Origin of the sequence: Dietzia psychralcaliphila (assembly GCF_003096095.1) — a bacterium.
GTDB lineage: Bacteria > Actinomycetota > Actinomycetes > Mycobacteriales > Mycobacteriaceae > Dietzia > Dietzia psychralcaliphila.
In genome coordinates, this window is the sequence record NZ_CP015453.1 from 601,452 (window position 1) to 619,644 (window position 18,193).

Here is an 18,193-nt window from a genome sequence, read left to right on the forward strand (position 1 = left end):
GCGGCTTCCGGCGGCCGCGTCGATCGCGGTCACCGCAACGTGGTCGTCGCTGCTGCGCCGGATCGGGCCCGGCGCAGCAGTGGGCACGACCAGAATTCGCGGAGAGCAGCTGGATAGCACCCGATGGGAGGAGGACCCACATGATTCCCGAGTCGTGGATCGCGCACCGGCGCGGCGACGGCGAGACGATCGGCTGGATCGACATGACCGTCGCCGAGCCACGGTTCGTGCCGATCGACCGCCTCGGCCGTGCACTCGACCCGGTCGACGACTGGCACGAGGCGGAGGACGTGCTCGACGGGATCGGCCTGCGGTTCCTCATGGATCGCTACGTCGTGGAGGAGGACGATCGCGACACCGTGGTCCGGATATCTCACGTCTACGAGGACCGGATCGTGCTCTCCACGGCGCTCACGGACGCGATCGAAGAGGTCGGCCGCGAGATCGTGGCACCGTTCCCGGCGCCGACGACCCTGCGGCCCGCCTGACGGCGCCGACGACCCTACGCCCGCTGTACCTGCGAACCGCCTGACCGCGCCGACGACCCTGCGGCCCGCCCCGGTCACCGCCGCACGATCACCATCCGCGAGCCCACCTCGCGGACGTCGAACAGTTCCGGGTCCGCGAAGAGTTCCGGGTGGAACCGGATCTTCTCCCGACTGTTGTTCCGGGCCAGGGGCATCCGGTTGACCATCACCGGCAGCACCCAGTTCCGCGAACCCTCCCGTTCGAGCACCATCACGTCCGGACCACGGAAGGGGCCGGAGCTCACCGCGTCTGCCAGGTCGCCGGGGGAGGTGGTGGTGGCCCACCGACGGATCTCGTCCGTCCGTTCGGTGTAGCGACCGGCCGGGGTGGCATAGGCCTGCGTGGGCGCCTGGAAGGTGAAGAACGGGCGGTAGGCGTAGACCGTCGGGACCGAGGTGAGGACCACCAGGTCGGAGGGCTCCCGACCGGGGGTCATCTCGTCGATCGCGGCCAGCACCTCCGTCGGGGGCGCCGGGGCCTCGCGGGCTGCGGCGGCGAAATCCGAGTCCTCCTGGGAGACGTGCTGCATCATCTGGATGGCGGCGAGTGCGGCCACCACCACGGCGGCCGCGGCGACCCGGCCGCGGGAGCGGGCGGGCGACGTGGCCACCGCCCACCGGGCCAGGGCGAGCGAGCCGACCACCCCGGCGAGTGCGAGAGCGAGCGTGATCACCGGGATCATCCGGAACGGCAGCAGCGTGGACCCGGTGACGGCTCGCAGTCCCGAGAGCGCGTACCAGCCGAACACCGTCAGGGTCATCAACCCCAGCGCCTGCGCCAGGACGAGCGCGCGGGCGGGTGACGGGAGCGGCCAGCCCGGGCGGGAGAGGGTGGCCTCCTCGTCGTCGTCTCCGTGGTTGTGGTCGTGGTCGTCCTCGACGGAGTCGATCCGCGCGCTCAGCGACGCTGCACCGCGGTCGGCGAGCCGACCGGCACCGCCCGGCCACACCGTCACCACCAGCCACACCACGCCGATCAGGCACAACAGGCCCGCGGCGGACACCTCGAACATCGGCAGCGGCCAGTGTGAGCCGATCTCCGGGGCGAAGTCATTGGCCACGGACGGCTCGGTCTCGGCGCCACCCAGTACAGCCAGGAGGAAGCGGTGCCAGAACACCGATGCGAGCAGTGCGGAGATCCCGGCCGCCGCTACCAGGCGGACGAGCAGCGCGGCGACCAGGCCGCGCTCGGCGCGGTACCGCCAGGTGTGGACGACGACGACGAGGGCCACCAGCAACGCCGCGAAACCCGCGATGAGCGTGTACCCCAGAGCGGCCCAGCCCAGGTAGACGCCGATCGTCACGACCAGCGGCCACGTGGGTCGCCCGGCCCCTGCGCCCCGCGACCGCGCGGCGGCGCGGGCGCAGAGCAGGAAGGTCGCCACCACGACCTGCGGGAGCAGGCAGATGAGGATCCACGAGTAGGGCTCGTAGGCGTTGGTGTGCCCGCCGACTACCGCGGTGACCAGGCCGAACAGCACGGCCAGCCGGGTCGGCACCAGCCAGCGCCAGGCGACGAACGCGATCGCGCCCGCGATCGCCATGGTGATGATCGCGTAGGGCTTGTAGAACTCCCAGCCCTCGACCCCTGCCAGAGCAGCCAGCCGCCCGCCCACCCAGAACCACTGCGGCGGGTAGAAGGGAGCGGCATCGGCGTAGAAGGGGTCGTTCAGGGCGGGCGAGTCGGCGAAGCGGGTCACGTAGGCGACGCGGTTGAGCTGGTCGCCGCCGAGTCCGAACAGGTAGTGCGGGGTGCCGTTCAGCAGCAGGCCGAGGTGGGAGGAGGCGAGGAACGCGGGTCCGGCGGTCCCGAGGATCCACAGTCCGCGCTCGCCGGTCCCTGGGCCAGTTCCGGGGCCGGCCACGCGCCCGCCGTGCCCCCCGGCACCCCGACGGCCCCGGCGCAGCAGGTGCCAGCCGGTCACCACCACCAGACCCGCGGCGACGGTGGCGCCCAGAGCCTCGGGCAGCCAGCTGGGGTCCGGAAGGGACAGGGCGTCGATCGCCGTGAGGGTCGACGCGCCGACGAGTGCGGCCACGACGAGCCCCGCCAGCAGTTCGCCCGCGCGCCACGCGAGCAGCCTGGCCGCGCTCATCAGGCGGGCCCCGGCTCGGGGCGGGCGCTCGCCGCGAGGCCCACGATGTGCACCACCACCCCGATGCCGGGTCCGGCGAGGAGGGCGATGGCCGAACGCACGTCGAGCGGGCCGGGGACCGACACCAGGAGGATCAGGGCGGCCAGCACCGCCACCCACCAGCCGACGTTGTAGAGCAGATGCCTGTCGAAGGCCAGTGCGGCGTTACCCGTCACCATCAGCGCGGCGGTACCCACGGAGGCCGCGGTGAGGGCGGCCAGGACCGCCCCGGGGAGCTCGAACTCGGCGCCGAACAGCACGCGGATGAGCCACGGGCCCACGAGCCAGGCCGCGCCGGCGCCCACCATGCCGACCGCGGTGACCAGGCCGAGGGGCCCGGCCAGGGCGCGTGGGCCGAGGTCGCGACGCTGGACGAAGTAGACGATGATCGCGCTCTGGAAGCTGGTCAGCGGCACCAGCAGCGGGGCCCTGGTGAGGGTGATGGCCAGGATGACCGCGCCCACCAGGGGCGCGGGGTCCGACTCGCGGACGGTGGCGGTGACGAACACGGGGAAGCCCACCACGAGCACGGCCGTCCCCGCCGAGGCCAGCATCGCGGAGGCGGTGTTGCGCCAGAACCGTCGGCGCCCCACGTCGAGTGCACGGGCCAGGGCCTCGCGGGTGACCGGGGAGAGCGCGATCATCAGTGCCCAGGTGAACGCCCCGGCGACGGTGGCCAGCGCGAACCCGAGTCCGGCGTCGCCGAACCACCACGCCACCCCCGCCACCACCAGCCGCAGTGCGGCATCCACGGTGAGCAGCACCGCGTACAGGCCCCAGCGCTCGGTGCCCGAGAGCGCGCCCGCGGTGGCGGCCTGCATGGAGAAGCCGAGGATCCCGAACGCCATCACCGCCACACCGATCCCGGAGAAGGTGGGCAGACCCAGGGCGGGCCAGACGGGGGCGCTCACCATCACGACGGCGGCCAACACCAGGCCCAGCACCAGCCCGGCGGGCAGGAGTCTGACCCGGCTGCCCGGGCCCGGTGCCGGGACGGGGGTCACGCGCCCGGCGGCGGTCATGCCCGCGGCGTCCGGCGTGGAACTCAGGCGCGCCGAGCGCACCGCCCGGGTGGCCTCCTGCATGAGCCCGTTGGCCACTCCGCCCAGCGCGAAGAACGCGCCCCAGTAGGTGGCGAAGAGCGGATAGTCCGCCGGGCCCAGCGCACGGCCGGCGACAAGCATCACCAGGTAGCCGGAGGCGGCGGCGAACACCGTCGCCAGGGTCAGCGCCCGCATCCCACCCGCGGCGCGGTGGCCGGTCGTGGGCGTCGGATCAGCGGCGGCCGGCGTGGTCATCGGGCATGCCGAGGGTGGACGGCAGCGGTTCCGAGAACAGCCACGCGGCCCACAGGGGCCGCAGGTCCACGGGGGAGTGGTCGGCAGCCATGTGCAGGAAGTCGTCGGTGGTCGCGGTGCTGCCCGAGTACTTGGCCACCCAGTCACGCAGCAACTGGAAGAACTTCTCGTCGCCGATCGTCAGGCGCAGCGCGTGCAGGGTGAGCGCGCCGCGCTTGTAGACGCGGTCGTCGAACATGTCCTTGGGTCCGGGGTCGGCCAGGAGGAGGTTCTGCGGTGAGTTCTGCAGCTTGGAGTAGTAGCGCAGCGCGTGGCTGCCCGCGTCCGCGCCGCCGGAGAACTCGGTCCACAGCCACTCGGCGTAGCAGGCGAAGCCCTCGTGGAGCCAGATGTGCTTCCATTCGGCGGCGGTGACGGCGTTGCCGAACCACTGGTGGGCGAGCTCGTGGGCGATCAGGCGTTCGTCGCCGGTCCCCGCCTCGGCGGTATTGCGACCGAACGTGGACATCCCCATCGCCTCGAGGGGGATCTCCAGCTCGTCGTCGGTCACCACGACCTTGTAGTCCGGGAACGGGTACGGGCCGAACAGGTCGGTGAAGACGTCGATCATCTCGACCTGGCGGGCGAACGCGACGCGGAAGTCGCGCTTGAGGTCGGCGGGCAGGTAGGCCCGGAACGGCACCTTCCCGCCGGTCACCTCCAGGTGCTCGTACAGCCCCAGGTTGATGGTGACGAGGTAGGTGGAGGTGGGCTGCGGGAGGTCGAACTCCCACGTGGTCATGCTGCCGCTGCGCTTCTTGCCCACCAGTGAGCCCGTCACGACGGCGCGGTAGGGCGAGTCCGTGGTGAGCCGGATCCGGAACGGCGCCTTGGACGACGGGTGGTCGTCGCACGGGAACCAACTGGCGGCACCATTGGGCTGGTTGGCCACGAGGACGCCGTCGGTGAGCTCCTCCCACCCGACCTCGCCCCAGGCGCCGCGGATGGGCCGCGGGTTACCCGAGTACCGGATGGTGAGCGTGAACGCGGCGCCCACGGGGATCGGCTCGGCCGGGGTGACGGTGAGCTTGCCCCGCGGACGGGTGTACTTGGCCACCCGGCCGCGGTCCAGCGACACCTTGGCCACCTCGAGGTGGGGGGACATGTCGAGCTGGACGGACTCGAGCGGCTCGGTGGCGGTGGCGGTGATCACGGCCCCGCCACGCAGGTTGTTGGAGCTCATCTTGTAGGTGAGGTCCAGTTCGTACCGGGTGACCCGGTAGCCGTGGTTACCGGCGCTGGGCAGGTAGGGGTCGACCGGATCGGCGCGCGACGAATCACGGGGAGCAGCGATCTTGGCGACGAGGTCCTTCTTGACTGCCTTCAAATCCATGACCTGCGCGAGTGTAGTGGACCCGGGGGGATCGGCTGCGTCACCGGCCCGCCATCCGGGCACCGGCACCCCACCCAGGCACCGGCCCGGCCCGGGCACGGTAGCGGCAACGGCCCCGGCTCCGACCTGAGGCGAGAAGGCCACAATCGAGAAAGTACTTGCCAAACTGGAAAGTAGTTGCCTATGGTCTAGTCATCGCTCGGGTGGAAACCCGCCGGAGTCGCCACGAGAAAGGTGTCGCCATGACCACGGAGAACCCCACCACCGGCCCGCTCGATCGCACCGAGGCCGCCCGGCTCCTCGCCGAGGTCGAGGGGCGCCCGCCCGTCAGTTCCACCCGCGACGCCCGCGTCTTCGCCTGGTTCGCCGCGGTCATCGCGGTGGTGATGGGTGTCGGGACCATCGCGATCATGTTCACCAACTGGGCGATGGTGCCGTACCTGGTGCTGCTGTTCGCCGTGATCTTCTGGCAGCGGCGATCGATCGGCGCCAGCCCCCGCGGATCGAGTCGGACGTACCTCTGGGGGGTCGCGGGATCCGGCGCGATGGTCCTCGTCGTCGTCACCGGGTTGCACGTCATCCGCACCACGATCGGCCTCACCCCCTGGTGGTATCTCCTCGGCGCGGTGCTGGTGGCGGTGCCCGGACTGGTGGCCGCCGCGCGCATCGCGCGACGGGGCACGGCCCGATGAGCGACGCGGTGGGCGGCGCCAAGGGAGACGATCCGACGACGACGAGCGCACCGGCCGAATCGGGGGGATCCTCCCCGGGCGTATCCGGAGGCTCCGACCCGGGCGAGCCGGGGGGTTCCGCTCCGCGCTCCGACAGTCAGCCGGAGGGGCACGCCCGGCACCGGCTCGACGAGGTGATCCACGCCCCGGTGCGCTTCTCCATAGTCGCGGCGCTGGCAGGGGTGGACGACGCGGAGTTCGCCACGATCCGTGATGCGGTCGAGGTGTCCGACTCCGCGCTGTCCAAGCAGGTCGCGGTGCTCGAGAAGGCCGGGTACGTCAAGGTGCGCAAGGGCTATGTGGGCAAGCGGCCCCGGACGTGGCTCTCCCTCAGCCGCGAGGGTCGCAGGGCCTACGGGTCGCACCTGGAGGCGCTGCGCGCGATCGCCGGCGGCTGACCCCGCCGCCCCACCCCCACCCCGGCCCCGCCGCAACCCACCCCGGCCCCGATGCCGCCGCAACCCAGGGTGGTGGGTGGCGGTCTGCAGCCTGCTCAGCCGCGCCAGGGGGCGATCGGGTTGCCCTGCCAGCGGGTGCCCGGGGGGATGCGGTCGCCGCGCATGACCAGCGAGGCCGGGCCCACGGTGGAGCCGTCGCCGATCGAGGACGCCGGGAGGGTCACGCAGTGGCAGCCCAGGGTGGCGCCGTCGGCCAGGTCCACCCGGTCGATCTGCATGATGCGGTCGTGGAACAGGTGGGTCTGGACCACGCAGCCGCGGTTGACGGTGACGCCGTCGCCCAGCGAGATCAGGTCGGCCTCGGGCAGCCAGTACGACTCACACCACACTCCGCGGCCGATGCGCGACCCGAGCAGCCGCAACATCACGTTGAGGATCGGGGTGCCCGTGGCGGGGCGGGCCACCCAGGGCGCGGCGAGGAGTTCGACGAACGAGTCGGCGACCTCGTTCCTCCACACGAAGGAGGACCACAGCGGTTGCTCTCCCACCCGGATCCTGCCCACGAACAGCCACTTGGCCAGCACGGAGACGAAAAGTGCCACGAGGCCCGCGTAGGCGAGGGTGATCCCTGAGGTCAGCGCCGCGACGCCGAAGCCCCACTCCTGATGGATCTCCTGCATCACCACCAGCACGCTGACCAGCAGCAGGAACGAGAGCCACACGGGGACCAGGCGCAGCGTCTCCCACGCGCCCCGGGCGATCTTGAGGCGCCGGGGCGGCTGGTAGGTACGCGCGTCGCTGTCGCCGTCGGTCACGGCCCGGGGCAGCTTCTGCGGCGGTGAACCGAGCCACGAGGTGCCCTTCTTGGCCTTCTGCGGTGCGGAGGACAACACTGCGACCAGCCCACGCGCGGGGACCTTGCGACCGGCGGACGCGATGCCTGAGTTACCCAGGAACGCGCGTTTTCCGATCTGCGCCTGTTCCAACCGCATCCATCCCGATCCCAGCTCGTACGGCGCCACCATCGTGTCGTCGGCGAGGAACGCCCCGTCACGGACGGTGGTGAGCGAGGGGATCAGCAGGACGGTCGAGGCCTCCACGTCCTTACCGATCCTCGCGCCCAGCGCCCGCAGCCACATCGGGGTCAGCATCGAGGCGTAGAGGGGGTACAGCCAGTTCCGGGAGGCGTCCATGATGCGCTCGCTGCACCAGGCCTGCCATGCGATGCGGGAGTGGACCGGGTGGAACCCTTCCCGGAGGCCGACCGAGAGCAACCGGACCGACACCAGGGTGAGCGCGGCGAACAGTGCGAGTGCGACCAACGTCCCGGGGACGGACCACAGGGCGGCGCGGAGCAACAGCTGGCCGGGGGTCGCGGCGTCCCGCGCACCCCAGACCACCAACGCGAGTCCGGCGGCCACGGCGAGTAGCGGCATCGCGCCGAGCGCCACCGCGGAGAGCTGGTAGACCAGGCTCCACACGCGGTTGTGGGGTGCGGGCTCGGCCGGCCAACTGGACCCGCGTTTGCCCCGCTTGAGAGCCGGTGAGCCGGCATACCGTTTCCCGGCCTTGACGGTGCCCACCACGGCGGATCCGATCTCCACGTGCGCGCCCCGGCCCACCACCGCGCCGGGCAGCAGCGTGGACCGGGCTCCCACCACGGCGTTCTCGCCGATCTCCACGGCCCCGATGTGCAGGACGTCGCCGTCGAGCCAGTGGCCTGCCAGGTCCACCTCCGGTTCGATCGAGGCGCCGTCGCCCACGGTCAGCAGTCCGGTGACGGGTGGCATGGTGTGCATGTCCACGCCGTGGCCGATCTGCGCGCCGAGCATGCGGGCGAACGGGGTGAGCCAGCCGGCGCCCTCCAGGTTGGCGACGCCGGAGACCTCGACCAGCCGTTCGGCCGCCCAGAGGCGGAGGTGGACCGAACCCGCCCTCGGATAGGCACCCGGCGTGACCCCGGCCATGAGGGCCCGGCACAGCAGACCCGTCACCACCATGCGGCCCGCGGGCAACAGCAGCAGCACCGCGAGGACCCCGAGCACCCACCACGAGACCGGGCGCGCCCAGGGGATGCCCACGGCGGCGGCGACGTTGTTGGCGATCCCGAGCCAGGTCAGCCATTGCAGTCCGGTGATCGTGAGCAGCGGGAGGGTGGCCAGGACCTGCACGACCTGGGCGCCGCGGCCGACGGGTCGCACGTGTCGCGGTTCCACGGCGGCCACCGGTTCCAACTCGTCGAGGTACCCGGCGAAGTCGCCCAGGCGCGGGCGGTCGTAGATGTCTCCCACCGTGACGCCGGGAAAACGCTCCCGGACCGCCACCACCACGTGGGCCGCGGCGAGCGAACCGCCGCCGAGGGCGAAGAAGTCCTCGTCCACCCCGGAGACGTCGGCCCCGAGGGCCGAGGACCACAGTTCGGCCACCCACGCATCGGTGCCGTCCAGTTCGGTCTCCGCGGCCGAGGTCTGCGCCAGGGGCCACGGCAGGGCGGCGCGGTCGACCTTCCCCGACGTGCGGGTGGGCAGCTCGTCGACCAGGGTCAGCCGGGGGACCACCCCTGCCGGCAGGCGGTCCCGCAGGATCCCGGCGGCGTCGGCGAGGTCGAAGTGCTCGGGGTCGTCGGCCACGAGGTAGGCGACGAGTACGGACTGACCGGCATCGGTCTTCTTGACCGCGGCGGCTCCGGCGCTCACGCCCGGCAGGGCGGACACGGCGGTGTCGACCTCGCCCAGCTCGAGCCGGCGACCACCGATCTTGACCTGGTCGTCCACGCGCCCGGTGAAGTACAGGCCGTCGGCCTCGAGGCGCACGACGTCACCGGACCGGTAGGCACGCTCCCACCCGAGGCTGTCCATGGGCGCGTACTTCTCGGCGTCCTTGTCCGGGTCGAGGTATCGGGCCAGTCCCACGCCGCCGATCACCAGCTCGCCGGACTCGCCGTAGCCGACCGGCAGGCCGGTGGCGTCGACCACGGCCAGGTCCCACCCGTCCAGCGGCAGGCCGATCGAGACCTCACCGCTGCCGTCCAGCTGCGCGGCGCACGCCACCACGGTGGCCTCGGTGGGACCGTAGGTGTTCCAGACCTCCCGGCCGTCACCGGCGAGTCGCGCGGCGAGCTCGGGCGGGCAGGCCTCGCCGCCGAGGATCACCAGGCGGATGTCGGCGAGCATCTCCTCCGGCCATATCGAGGCCAGGGTCGGCACGGTGGAGATCACCGTGATCCCGCGCTCGCGCAGCCACGGACCCAGGTCGAGCCCGGATTTGACGATCGACCGGGGTGCGGGCACCAGGCACGCCCCGTGCGCCCAGGCCAGCCACATCTCCTCGCAGGAGGCGTCGAACGCCACGGACAACCCGGCCAGCACCCGGTCGCCCGGGCCGAGTGGGGCGTCGGACAGGAAGATCCGCGACTCGGCGTCCACGAACGCGGCCGCGCTGCGATGGGTCACCGCCACTCCCTTGGGCAGGCCGGTGGTGCCGGAGGTGAAGATGATCCAGCAGTCGTCGTCGACGGTGGGGCCCCGGTGTCGCGACGGGTCGACCGGACGCCCGGGGTCGGTGACCCGCATCCCCTGGGCGGTGTAGACGGCCGCCACCTTTGCCTGCCCGAACACCAACTCGGCGCGTTCGGCCGGATCGTCGACGTCCACGGGGACGTACGCGGCACCGGCGGCCAGGGTCGACAGGATCGCCAGGTACAGCTCGACCCCACCCGAGGGCATGTGGATGCCCACGCGGTCTCCCGCCCCGACCCCCTGGCTCTGCATCCAGCGCGCGGAGGTGTGGATCTCCTCCCACACCTCGCGGTAGCTCAGGACGCGCGAACCGTCGTCCAGGCAGGGAGCGTCAGGGTGACCCTGGGCGGCGGAGCCCAGAATGTCCAGCAGCGACCGGGGGTCCGGGGCCTGTGAGCTGCGAAGATACTGCTCAGGGATGGTGTGCACGTGCGGATGCTATCCCGGTCGGGTGAACTTCCCCCCACAGCGTGGGTGGAACTGGTTCTATTAACTCATGTCAGAATCGCTCGAGGACAAGACCGTCGTGATCGTGGGAGCGGGGCCCGGTTTCGGGCGGACCCTCGCACTGCGGGCCGCCGAGAGGGGCGCGACCGTCGTGGTCGCCGCCCGGACCGCCTCCAGGCTCGACGGGATCGTCGACGAGGTCCGCGCGGCAGGTGGCAGGGCGATCGCCGCTGCGGTGGACGCCACGGAGCCGGAGTCGGTGCGGGCGTTGCGCGAGACCGTCGCCCAGCACACCGACGCCGTCCACGGCCTGGTCTACAGCGCGTTCGCGGTGCCCAGCATGAAGCCGCTGGCCCAGACCGACCACGAGCAGATCTCGCGGGGGATCGACCTGTCCGTGCTCGGCGCGTTGCGCGCCACCCAGGAGTTCACACCGCTGCTCGAGGCGGGCGGGGCCCAGGGTGACGAGACACAAGGCGACGGGGCGCACCGCAGCCCGAGCTCGGTCGTGATGATGGCCTCGGCGGTCATCCACCACTCCCGCGAGCGGTACGCCGGCTACAAGATCGCCAAGACCGCACTCGTCGCGCTGGGGCATTCCCTGGCCACCGAGCTCGGACCGCGTGGGATCCGCGTCAACACCGTGGCGCCCGGTTACATCTACGGCGACACCCTCAGGGCGTACTTCGAGCACCTCGCCACCAAGTACGGCGGGACCGTGGAGGACGTCTACGAGCACACCGCCGCCAAGATGGACCTGCGTCGTCTGCCCAGCGAGCGCGAGATCGTCGACCCGGTGCTGTTCCTGCTCTCGGACGCCGCCTCCGCGGTCACCGGTCAGACCCTGACCGTGGACTGCGGTGAGTTCCACACCTGACCGCGTGATCCTGACCGCGTGATCCCGACCGCGTGATCCTGACCGAGTGATCCCGAGCGGGAGATCAGGGTCGCGACCGGGGCTTTCCCCGATGTGCCCGGGGACGAGAAGGAGGACAGTGGAGGTCACGGGGGAGACGATCCCCGACCATCCGGGAACCACGACGAGGAGATCATCATGGACTACAACGCAGGCTCAGGTGCGAAGCGACTGACCCGTTCCGAGGACCGCTGGGTCGGAGGGGTGTGTGGCGGCCTGGCGGACTACTTCGGGCTGGACCCGGTGTTGGTCCGCGTGCTGTTCGTGGCATCGATGCTGCTGCCGGGCCCGCAGGTGCTGCTGTACGTGATCTTGTGGTTCGTCATGCCCGACGTCCGCGCCTGATCCGGTTCTGGCAGGCTGAGCGTATGAGCGAAACCACCTCAGCCACGCCTGGTCAGTACTCGTCCGTCCGCATCGAGAAGGGGGTCCGGGACCCGTACGTCGCCCAGGTGACGCTCATCGGACCCGGCCCCCACAACGGCATGGGCCCCGACTTCTGGGCGGAGATGCCCCGAGTGATGGCCGAGCTCGACGCCGATCCGGAGGTCCGCGCGGCCGTCATCGCCGGAGAGGGCCGCAACTTCTCCTACGGGCTGGATCTGATGGCGATGATGCCGCAGTTCATGGAGTTCCTGCCCCAGGACAAGACCCCCGACGCCTCCAGGAACGAGCGGATCCTGGACTTCGTGGAGAACATGCGGCGGGCCATCGACTCGGTCGCGGCGGCCCGTACGCCCACCGTGGCCGCCGTTCAGGGCCGCTGCATCGGTGGCGCGGTGGACCTGATCTCGGCGTGCGATGTCCGCCACGGCGCGGCCGACTCCACCTATTCGATCCGTGAGGTCAAGGTGGGCATCGTCGCAGACATGGGCTCGCTCGCTCGGCTGCCCCACATCATCGGCCAGGGTCTGACCAGGGAGCTCGCCCTGACGGGACGGGACATCGACGCCGAGGCCGCCCTGCGTTACGGGCTGGTCACCCACGTTGCCGACGACGCCGCCGGCGTGCTGGACTCGGCCCACGCCACCGCCGCCGAGATCGCGGGCAACCCGCCGCTCGTCGTGCGCGGAACCCGAGAGGTGCTGAACCGCGGCATCGAGGGGCAGATCTACGAGAACAACCGCTACGTGGCCACGTGGAACGCGGGTTTCCTCGCCTCCGCCGACATGATGGAGGCCATCTCGGCGACGTTCGAGAAGCGCGAGGCCAGGTTCACCGGCCGCTGAGTCGACCGGCTCCGCCCGGCCTCCTGCATCGAAAAGAGCGTTCCGCACACCCGCCTCTCGGGCGATGTGTGCGGAACTCTCTTCTCGTGCTCGTCGGACGGGATTCGCGTGTCTGTCGGACGGGCGCCGTCCGGGCCGGGGTCAGCCGCGGAAGGGCTCGGCCTTCTCCTCGGGGTGCTCGCGGAAGTTCTCGATGCCCTCGGCCACGAGCTTCTCGCCGTGGGCCTTGTCCCTCCACTCACCGGGCGTGACGTGCTTGCCCGGCTCGAGGTCCTTGTAGTGGAGGAAGAAGTGCTCGATCGCCTTGAGCTCGAACTCCGGGACGTCGTTGACGTCCTGGATGTGCTCCCAGCGCGGGTCCAGGGCCGGGACGCACAGCAGCTTGTCGTCGCCGCCGGCCTCGTCGGACATCGTGTAGACGCCCACGACGCGGGAGTTGACGATCACGCCGGGGTACACCGACTCGTCGAGCAGGACCAATGCGTCGCACGGGTCGCCGTCGTCGGCCAGCGTGTGGTCGATGTAGCCGTAGTCGGCCGGGTAGCCCATCGAGGTGAACAGGAACCGGTCGAGGTAGATCTTCCCGGTCTCGTGGTGGATCTCGTACTTGTTGCGCGAACCCTTGGGGATCTCGATGGTCACTTCGACGGACACTGGCGTACCTCGCTGATCGTCATTCTCGGGACCCGGGACGCGCGCCCGGGAATTCGCAACGATTCTAGTAGGCAGGCGCGGCACCGGGGGCGGTCGCCGTCACGTCGCCCGCTAGCGTGGGTGACTGGTGGCCGCTGCCCGGTCGGGCGCGGGGTGGAGCGAGTCCAGGAGGGTGGGGGTCCGTGACCGAGCGGCGCGTGTGGCGCGAGCGGGGCCCGGCGTGGCGGATCGGGGTCGTCCTGGTGGTGGTCGCGCTGCTGGTGGCGGGCCTCGTGGTGGCGGCACTTCTCACCGATGTCGAGGGAGAACTGCGTGGCGGCCGGGACGCGTCGGCGTCCGGGGCGCCACCGCCGTCCCCCGGTCTTATCGCGGCAGGCGACGACGCGCCGGTCCCCGACCCGGCCGCCCTCGACCGGATCATGGGGCCGCTGGCCTCGTCACCGGCCGTCGGAGATCTGACCGCGAGCGTGGTGGACGACGCCACCGGGCAGGTCCTGTGGGAGCGCCGTCCCCGCGACGCCAAGGTCCCGGCCTCCACGGTCAAGCTGCTCACGGCCGTCGCCGCGCTCAGTCGCCTGCCCGCCGACGCGCGCGTCGACACCGTCCTGGCACGCGGCACCCAGCCCGACACTCTCGTGGTGGTCCCGGGCGGCGACCCCACCATGTCGGGTGCCGCCGATCCCGGCCCGCTCTTCCCGGGCGCGGCGACGATCGCGCAGGCCGCGGGGGTCGTGCGCACGGCCGGCCAGACCCCCGCACGCATCGTCGTGGCCCCGGGCCCGTACACCGGCTCGCGACTCGGACCCGGCTGGTCCCCGGTCGACATCGCGGCGGGGAACATCGCCCCCGTCCAGGCGTGGATGCTCGACGCCGGTCGCCTCGATCCGGCGGACGAGTACTCGCCCCGCACCTCCGAGCCCACGCTGGCGGCCGGCCGGGCACTGGCCCGTGAGCTGGGTATCGACCCCGCGGAGGTCCGTGTCTCGGAGGAGCCGGTGGAGACGACGGAGGAGTTCGGCCGCGTGTCCTCCGCGCCGCTCACCGAACGGGTGAGGTCGATGCTCGTCCACTCGGACAACGTGCTGGCGGAGACGATCTGCCGTGAGGTGGCGCTCGACCGGGATCCCGACCAGAAGGCAGGTTTCGGGGAGGGCAGCGCCGCCGTGGTGGAGACGCTCTCCGAGCGGGGGCTCGACATGTCCGGGGTCCGCCTCGACGATTGTTCGGGGATGAGCGCCGGCAACCGGCTCTCGTCGGCCGCCCTCACCGACGTCCTGCGCACCGCCGCCGCTCCCGATGCGACGAGGGAGTTGCGCGACCTGCTCGACGCCCTGCCCGTCGCCGCGGGTTCGGGAACCCTCGCCGACCGCTTCGACGGCCCGTCGGCGGCGGGCGCGGGGTGGGTGCGGGCCAAGACCGGCACCCTCAGGGAGACGAGCGCGCTGGCCGGGACCGTCACCAGCGCCGATGGCCGCACGATGAGTTTCGCGCTGCTGGCCTCCGGCACCGACCCGGCTGTCGCACGACCGGTCCTCGACCGGATCGCCGCCGAGCTGCGCAGCTGTGGCTGCAGGTAGCGGGCCCATGCGGTCCGGCGCCGAATCGGACCGCTCCGCCTCGTCCGGCCCCGAATCGGACCGCTCCGCCTCGACCGGCTCCGCATGGACCGGCCGGGCCTGGCTGGTCCGCGCGGCCGTGCGGGCCTTCCGCCGCGCCCACCCCGAGGTGGGCGACGAGGTGTGCGTGGCGCTGTCCGGGGGAGCGGACTCGCTCGCGCTCACCGCCGCCGCGGTCACCGAGTTCTCCGCCGTGACCGCCCTGGTGGTGGACCACGGACTGCAGGCCGGATCCGACGAGGTCGCCCGGGACGCGTGCCGGGCGGCCGAACGACTGGGTGCGCTGTCGCGGGGCCTCGTCGTCGTCGTCGACCCCGACGGTTCGGGCCCCGAGGCCGCCGCCCGCACCGCGCGGTACGCCGCGCTCGACGCCGCGCGCGAGGGCCGCCCGGTCCTGCTCGCCCACACCCTCGACGACCAGGCCGAGACCGTCCTGCTGGGTCTCGGCCGCGGTTCGGGCGCGCGGTCCCTGCGCGGGATGGCCGCCTGGGACGCGCCGTGGGGCCGTCCGTTGCTCGGGGTGCGGGCGACCGACACCCGCGCCGTCTGCCGCGCCCTCGACCTGGACTGGTGGGAGGACCCGCACAACGTCGACCCGGCGTTCACCCGCGTGCGACTGCGCCGCGAGGTGCTCCCCCTGCTCGAGGACGTCCTGGGGGGCGGGGTGGCGGAGGGGTTGGCGCGGACCGCGGAGCTGCTCCGGGTCGACGACGACGAGCTGGACAGCCTCGCCACGTCCGTGCCCGTCTCCGGCGACGGCGGGCTGGACGTCTCCGTCCTCGAGCCGTTGCCGACGGCTGTGCTGACCCGGGTCCTGCGTCGATGGCTGCTGGCGCACGGGTGCCCGTCGCCCACGTACGCGCACCTCACGGCGATCGCCGCGCTCGTCACGGACTGGCACGGCCAGGGGGGCGTGGCGGTCGGCGGGACCGGTCCCGCGGAGCCGGGTGTGGCGGGGGACCGGGGCAGGTTGGTCGCGCGGCGGCGGCATGGAAGGGTGGTCCTGGAGATCGACCGGGCGAGCGGAGCGGGGACGTAGATGAGCACGGACAAGTACGCCGACGAGATCGAGTCGGTGCTCATCGACGCCGACGTGATCCGGGACCGGATCGCCGAGATGGGCGCGATGATCGGGGAGCGCTACCGGGACTCCGAGCAGGAGGTCGTGCTGGTCGCCGTCCTCAAGGGTGCCGCGATCTTCGTCTCCGACTTCGCCCGCGCGCTGTCCATACCGTCCGAGCTGGAGTTCATGGCGGTCAGCTCCTATGGCTCCTCGACCAGCTCCTCGGGCGTGGTGCGGATCCTCAAGGACCTCGACCGGGACATCGCCGACCGCGACGTGATCATCGTGGAGGACATCATCGACTCGGGTCTGACCCTGTCGTGGCTGATGCGCAACCTCCGGACCCGCAACCCGCGCTCGCTGGAGATCGTGACCCTGCTGCGCAAGCCCGACGCGGTCAAGGCCGACCTGGACATCCTGGAGATCGGGTTCGACATCCCCAACGAGTTCGTCGTGGGCTACGGGCTGGACTTCTCCGAGCGGTACCGCGACCTGCCGTACATCGGCCGGCTGCACCCGCGCATGTATTCCTGACGGGTTCGCGGCGCCGGGTTCGGCGGCACCCGCGCGCCTGCGTCATACGTTCCCGCTGACGCGGGTTCTCCGGCGAGTTGGACGCTTGTCTGCCAATTGCGTGATCCAGGTCACGTCCGGCGGTTAGCCTGACGACATGTTCCCAGGTTCCTTCGCCGCCACCACTCCCGACAAGCCCGCCGTCATCCGCCCCGCGACGGGCGAACAGATCACCTACGCCGAGCTCGAGGCCAGATCGGCCCAGCTCGCCCGCGTGCTCACCGAGGACTGGGGTCTGCGACCGGGGGACACCATCGCCGTGGTGTCGGACAACGCCCTGGAGATGGTCGAGATCTACTGGGGCGCGCTGCGCGTGGGCCTGTACATCGCGGCGATCAACCATCACCTGACGGCAGACGAGTCGTCGTACATCATCAGTGACTGCGGGGCGCGGGCCCTGTTCGTCTCCGCATCGGTGGCCGACCACGTCGACGTGGCCCCGGGTGCGCACCCCGGCGTGGAGCACCGCGTGGCCTTCGGCGGGGCGCTCGAGGGATTCGAGGACTACCGGTCCCTGCTCGACGGGAAACCGACCGACCCGCCCGCCGACCAGCCCCGCGGCCACGACTTCCTCTACTCCTCAGGAACCACCGGCCGGCCCAAGGGCGTGCGCGTGGACCCGCCCGAGGGGCAGATCGACGAGGTCCCCGACCCGTACACGCCGGTGTTCAGCTTCCTCTACGCCTTCGACGCCGACAGCGTCTACCTGTGCCCCGCTCCGCTCTACCACGCCGCGCCGCTGCGCTTCTGCGGCGTGGTCAACTCGGTGGGCGGGACGGTGATCCTCATGGACCGCTTCGACGCCGAGGAGTCGCTGCGGCTCATCGAGCAGTACCGGGTGACGCACTCGCAGTGGGTGCCGACGATGTTCGTGCGCATGCTCAAGCTTCCGGACGAGGTCCGCGAGCGCTACGACGTGTCCAGCATGACCCACGCGATCCACGCCGCCGCACCGTGTCCGCCCGAGGTCAAGCGCCGGATGATCGAGTGGTGGGGCCCGGTGATCCACGAGTACTACTCGGCCACCGAAGGCATGGGCATCACGTTCATCAATTCGCAGGAGGCGCTCGAGCGCCCCGGATCGGTGGGCCGCGACGGGCTCAAGGGCATCGCGCACATCTGCGACGAGGAGGGCCGCGAGCTCCCCATCGGCGAGATCGGCACCATCTACTGGCAGCAGGACGAGGGCACCTTCACCTACCACGGCGATCCGGACAAAACCGCGTCCGTCTTCCACCCCGAGCACCCCAACTGGTCCACCTTCGGTGACGTGGGGTACCTCGACGAGGACCGCTTTCTCTACCTCACCGACCGCAAGGCGTTCACCATCATCTCCGGCGGCGTGAACATCTACCCACAGGAGATCGAGAACGCGCTCGCTCTGCACCCGGCGGTCGAGGACGTGGCGGTGATCGGGATCCCGGACGAGGAGATGGGGGAGAAGGTCCACGCCGTGGTGGTGCCCGCCCCCGACCGGGTCGGTGACCCCGACCTGGGCGAGAAGATCCTCGGATCGCTCCGTGGCCATGTCTCCGACTTCAAGATTCCGCGCGCGGTGGACTTCGTCGACGAGCTGCCCCGCACCCCTACCGGAAAGCTGGTCAAGCGGCGGATCCTGGACAGCTACACCAGTGGAAGCGTCTCCTGATCCGTCACGCCCCGCGGGTACCCGCCGGTACTCCTAGGGCGTGGCCGGAGACGGGACCCGCCGATAGC

At 71.5% G+C, this 18,193-nt stretch carries 15 protein-coding genes; 10 read left to right on the top strand and 5 right to left on the bottom strand.

Annotated features, from left to right (window positions below):
- Window positions 1-140: 140 nt before the first annotated feature.
- The gene (locus A6048_RS02655) at window positions 141-488 is read left to right on the top strand and encodes a hypothetical protein (protein WP_107748942.1); all 348 of its coding nucleotides are present in this window, start codon (window positions 141-143) and stop codon (window positions 486-488) included.
- Between the two features lie 74 nt (window positions 489-562).
- Here the strand turns inward: A6048_RS02655 and A6048_RS02660 are convergent, their stop codons facing one another.
- The 3 genes from A6048_RS02660 to A6048_RS02670 are packed head-to-tail and all read right to left on the bottom strand — an operon-like array spanning window position 563 to window position 5,326.
- Window positions 563-2,623 (bottom strand): arabinofuranosyltransferase, encoded by a 2,061-nt coding sequence (locus tag A6048_RS02660; RefSeq protein ID WP_107748941.1) that lies wholly within the window; start codon window positions 2,621-2,623, stop codon window positions 563-565.
- Window positions 2,623-3,960, bottom strand: a complete 1,338-nt coding sequence (locus tag A6048_RS02665) for a polysaccharide biosynthesis protein (RefSeq protein ID WP_107748940.1) — start codon at window positions 3,958-3,960, stop codon at window positions 2,623-2,625. The genes A6048_RS02660 and A6048_RS02665 overlap by 1 nt, the downstream gene beginning before the upstream one ends.
- The gene (locus A6048_RS02670) at window positions 3,938-5,326 is read right to left on the bottom strand and encodes a M1 family metallopeptidase (protein WP_200837450.1); all 1,389 of its coding nucleotides are present in this window, start codon (window positions 5,324-5,326) and stop codon (window positions 3,938-3,940) included. Before A6048_RS02670 ends, A6048_RS02665 begins: the two co-directional genes overlap by 23 nt.
- A gap of 248 nt (window positions 5,327-5,574) precedes the next feature.
- On the opposite strand from A6048_RS02670, the gene A6048_RS02675 reads away from it, so the two are divergent.
- Window positions 5,575-6,024 carry a hypothetical protein gene (locus tag A6048_RS02675; protein WP_107748938.1) on the top strand — a complete coding sequence of 150 codons (450 nt, stop codon included), beginning with the start codon at window positions 5,575-5,577 and terminating at the stop codon, window positions 6,022-6,024.
- Entirely contained in the window at window positions 6,021-6,461 is a 441-nt protein-coding gene (locus tag A6048_RS02680) for a winged helix-turn-helix domain-containing protein (RefSeq protein ID WP_107748937.1), read from the top strand. Before A6048_RS02675 ends, A6048_RS02680 begins: the two co-directional genes overlap by 4 nt.
- Before the next feature lie 95 nt (window positions 6,462-6,556).
- On the opposite strand, the gene A6048_RS02685 is transcribed toward A6048_RS02680, so the two are convergent.
- The gene (locus A6048_RS02685; protein WP_107748936.1) at window positions 6,557-10,408 is read right to left on the bottom strand and encodes a Pls/PosA family non-ribosomal peptide synthetase; all 3,852 of its coding nucleotides are present in this window, start codon (window positions 10,406-10,408) and stop codon (window positions 6,557-6,559) included.
- Between the two features lie 67 nt (window positions 10,409-10,475).
- On the opposite strand from A6048_RS02685, the gene A6048_RS02690 reads away from it, so the two are divergent.
- The 3 genes from A6048_RS02690 (at window position 10,476) to A6048_RS02700 (ending at window position 12,571) form a co-directional block, all read left to right on the top strand.
- Window positions 10,476-11,303, top strand: a complete 828-nt coding sequence (locus tag A6048_RS02690) for an SDR family oxidoreductase (RefSeq protein ID WP_107748935.1) — start codon at window positions 10,476-10,478, stop codon at window positions 11,301-11,303.
- Between the two features lie 177 nt (window positions 11,304-11,480).
- On the top strand, window positions 11,481-11,687 hold the full coding sequence (locus A6048_RS02695; RefSeq protein WP_107748973.1) for a PspC domain-containing protein: 207 nt from the start codon (window positions 11,481-11,483) through the stop codon (window positions 11,685-11,687).
- A gap of 23 nt (window positions 11,688-11,710) precedes the next feature.
- Window positions 11,711-12,571, top strand: coding sequence for a crotonase/enoyl-CoA hydratase family protein (locus A6048_RS02700; RefSeq protein WP_107748934.1), 861 nt, complete (start codon window positions 11,711-11,713; stop codon window positions 12,569-12,571).
- A gap of 141 nt (window positions 12,572-12,712) precedes the next feature.
- Here the strand turns inward: A6048_RS02700 and A6048_RS02705 are convergent, their stop codons facing one another.
- The gene (locus A6048_RS02705; protein ID WP_107748933.1) at window positions 12,713-13,225 is read right to left on the bottom strand and encodes an inorganic diphosphatase; all 513 of its coding nucleotides are present in this window, start codon (window positions 13,223-13,225) and stop codon (window positions 12,713-12,715) included.
- A 182-nt stretch (window positions 13,226-13,407) separates the two neighbouring features.
- Here A6048_RS02705 and dacB point away from each other — a divergent pair, with 182 nt between their 5' ends.
- The 4 genes from dacB to A6048_RS02725 all read left to right on the top strand — a co-directional run bounded on the left by dacB (window position 13,408) and on the right by A6048_RS02725 (window position 18,125).
- Window positions 13,408-14,802, top strand: a complete 1,395-nt coding sequence (gene dacB / locus A6048_RS02710) for a D-alanyl-D-alanine carboxypeptidase/D-alanyl-D-alanine endopeptidase (protein WP_107748932.1) — start codon at window positions 13,408-13,410, stop codon at window positions 14,800-14,802.
- A 7-nt stretch (window positions 14,803-14,809) separates the two neighbouring features.
- The gene (gene tilS / locus A6048_RS02715; RefSeq protein ID WP_244911048.1) at window positions 14,810-15,880 is read left to right on the top strand and encodes a tRNA lysidine(34) synthetase TilS; all 1,071 of its coding nucleotides are present in this window, start codon (window positions 14,810-14,812) and stop codon (window positions 15,878-15,880) included.
- On the top strand, window positions 15,881-16,438 hold the full coding sequence (hpt, locus tag A6048_RS02720) for a hypoxanthine phosphoribosyltransferase (RefSeq protein WP_107748931.1): 558 nt from the start codon (window positions 15,881-15,883) through the stop codon (window positions 16,436-16,438).
- 136 nt (window positions 16,439-16,574) lie between these two features.
- On the top strand, window positions 16,575-18,125 hold the full coding sequence (locus A6048_RS02725; RefSeq protein WP_107748930.1) for an acyl-CoA synthetase: 1,551 nt from the start codon (window positions 16,575-16,577) through the stop codon (window positions 18,123-18,125).
- The last annotated feature ends 68 nt before the right edge of the window (window positions 18,126-18,193 follow it).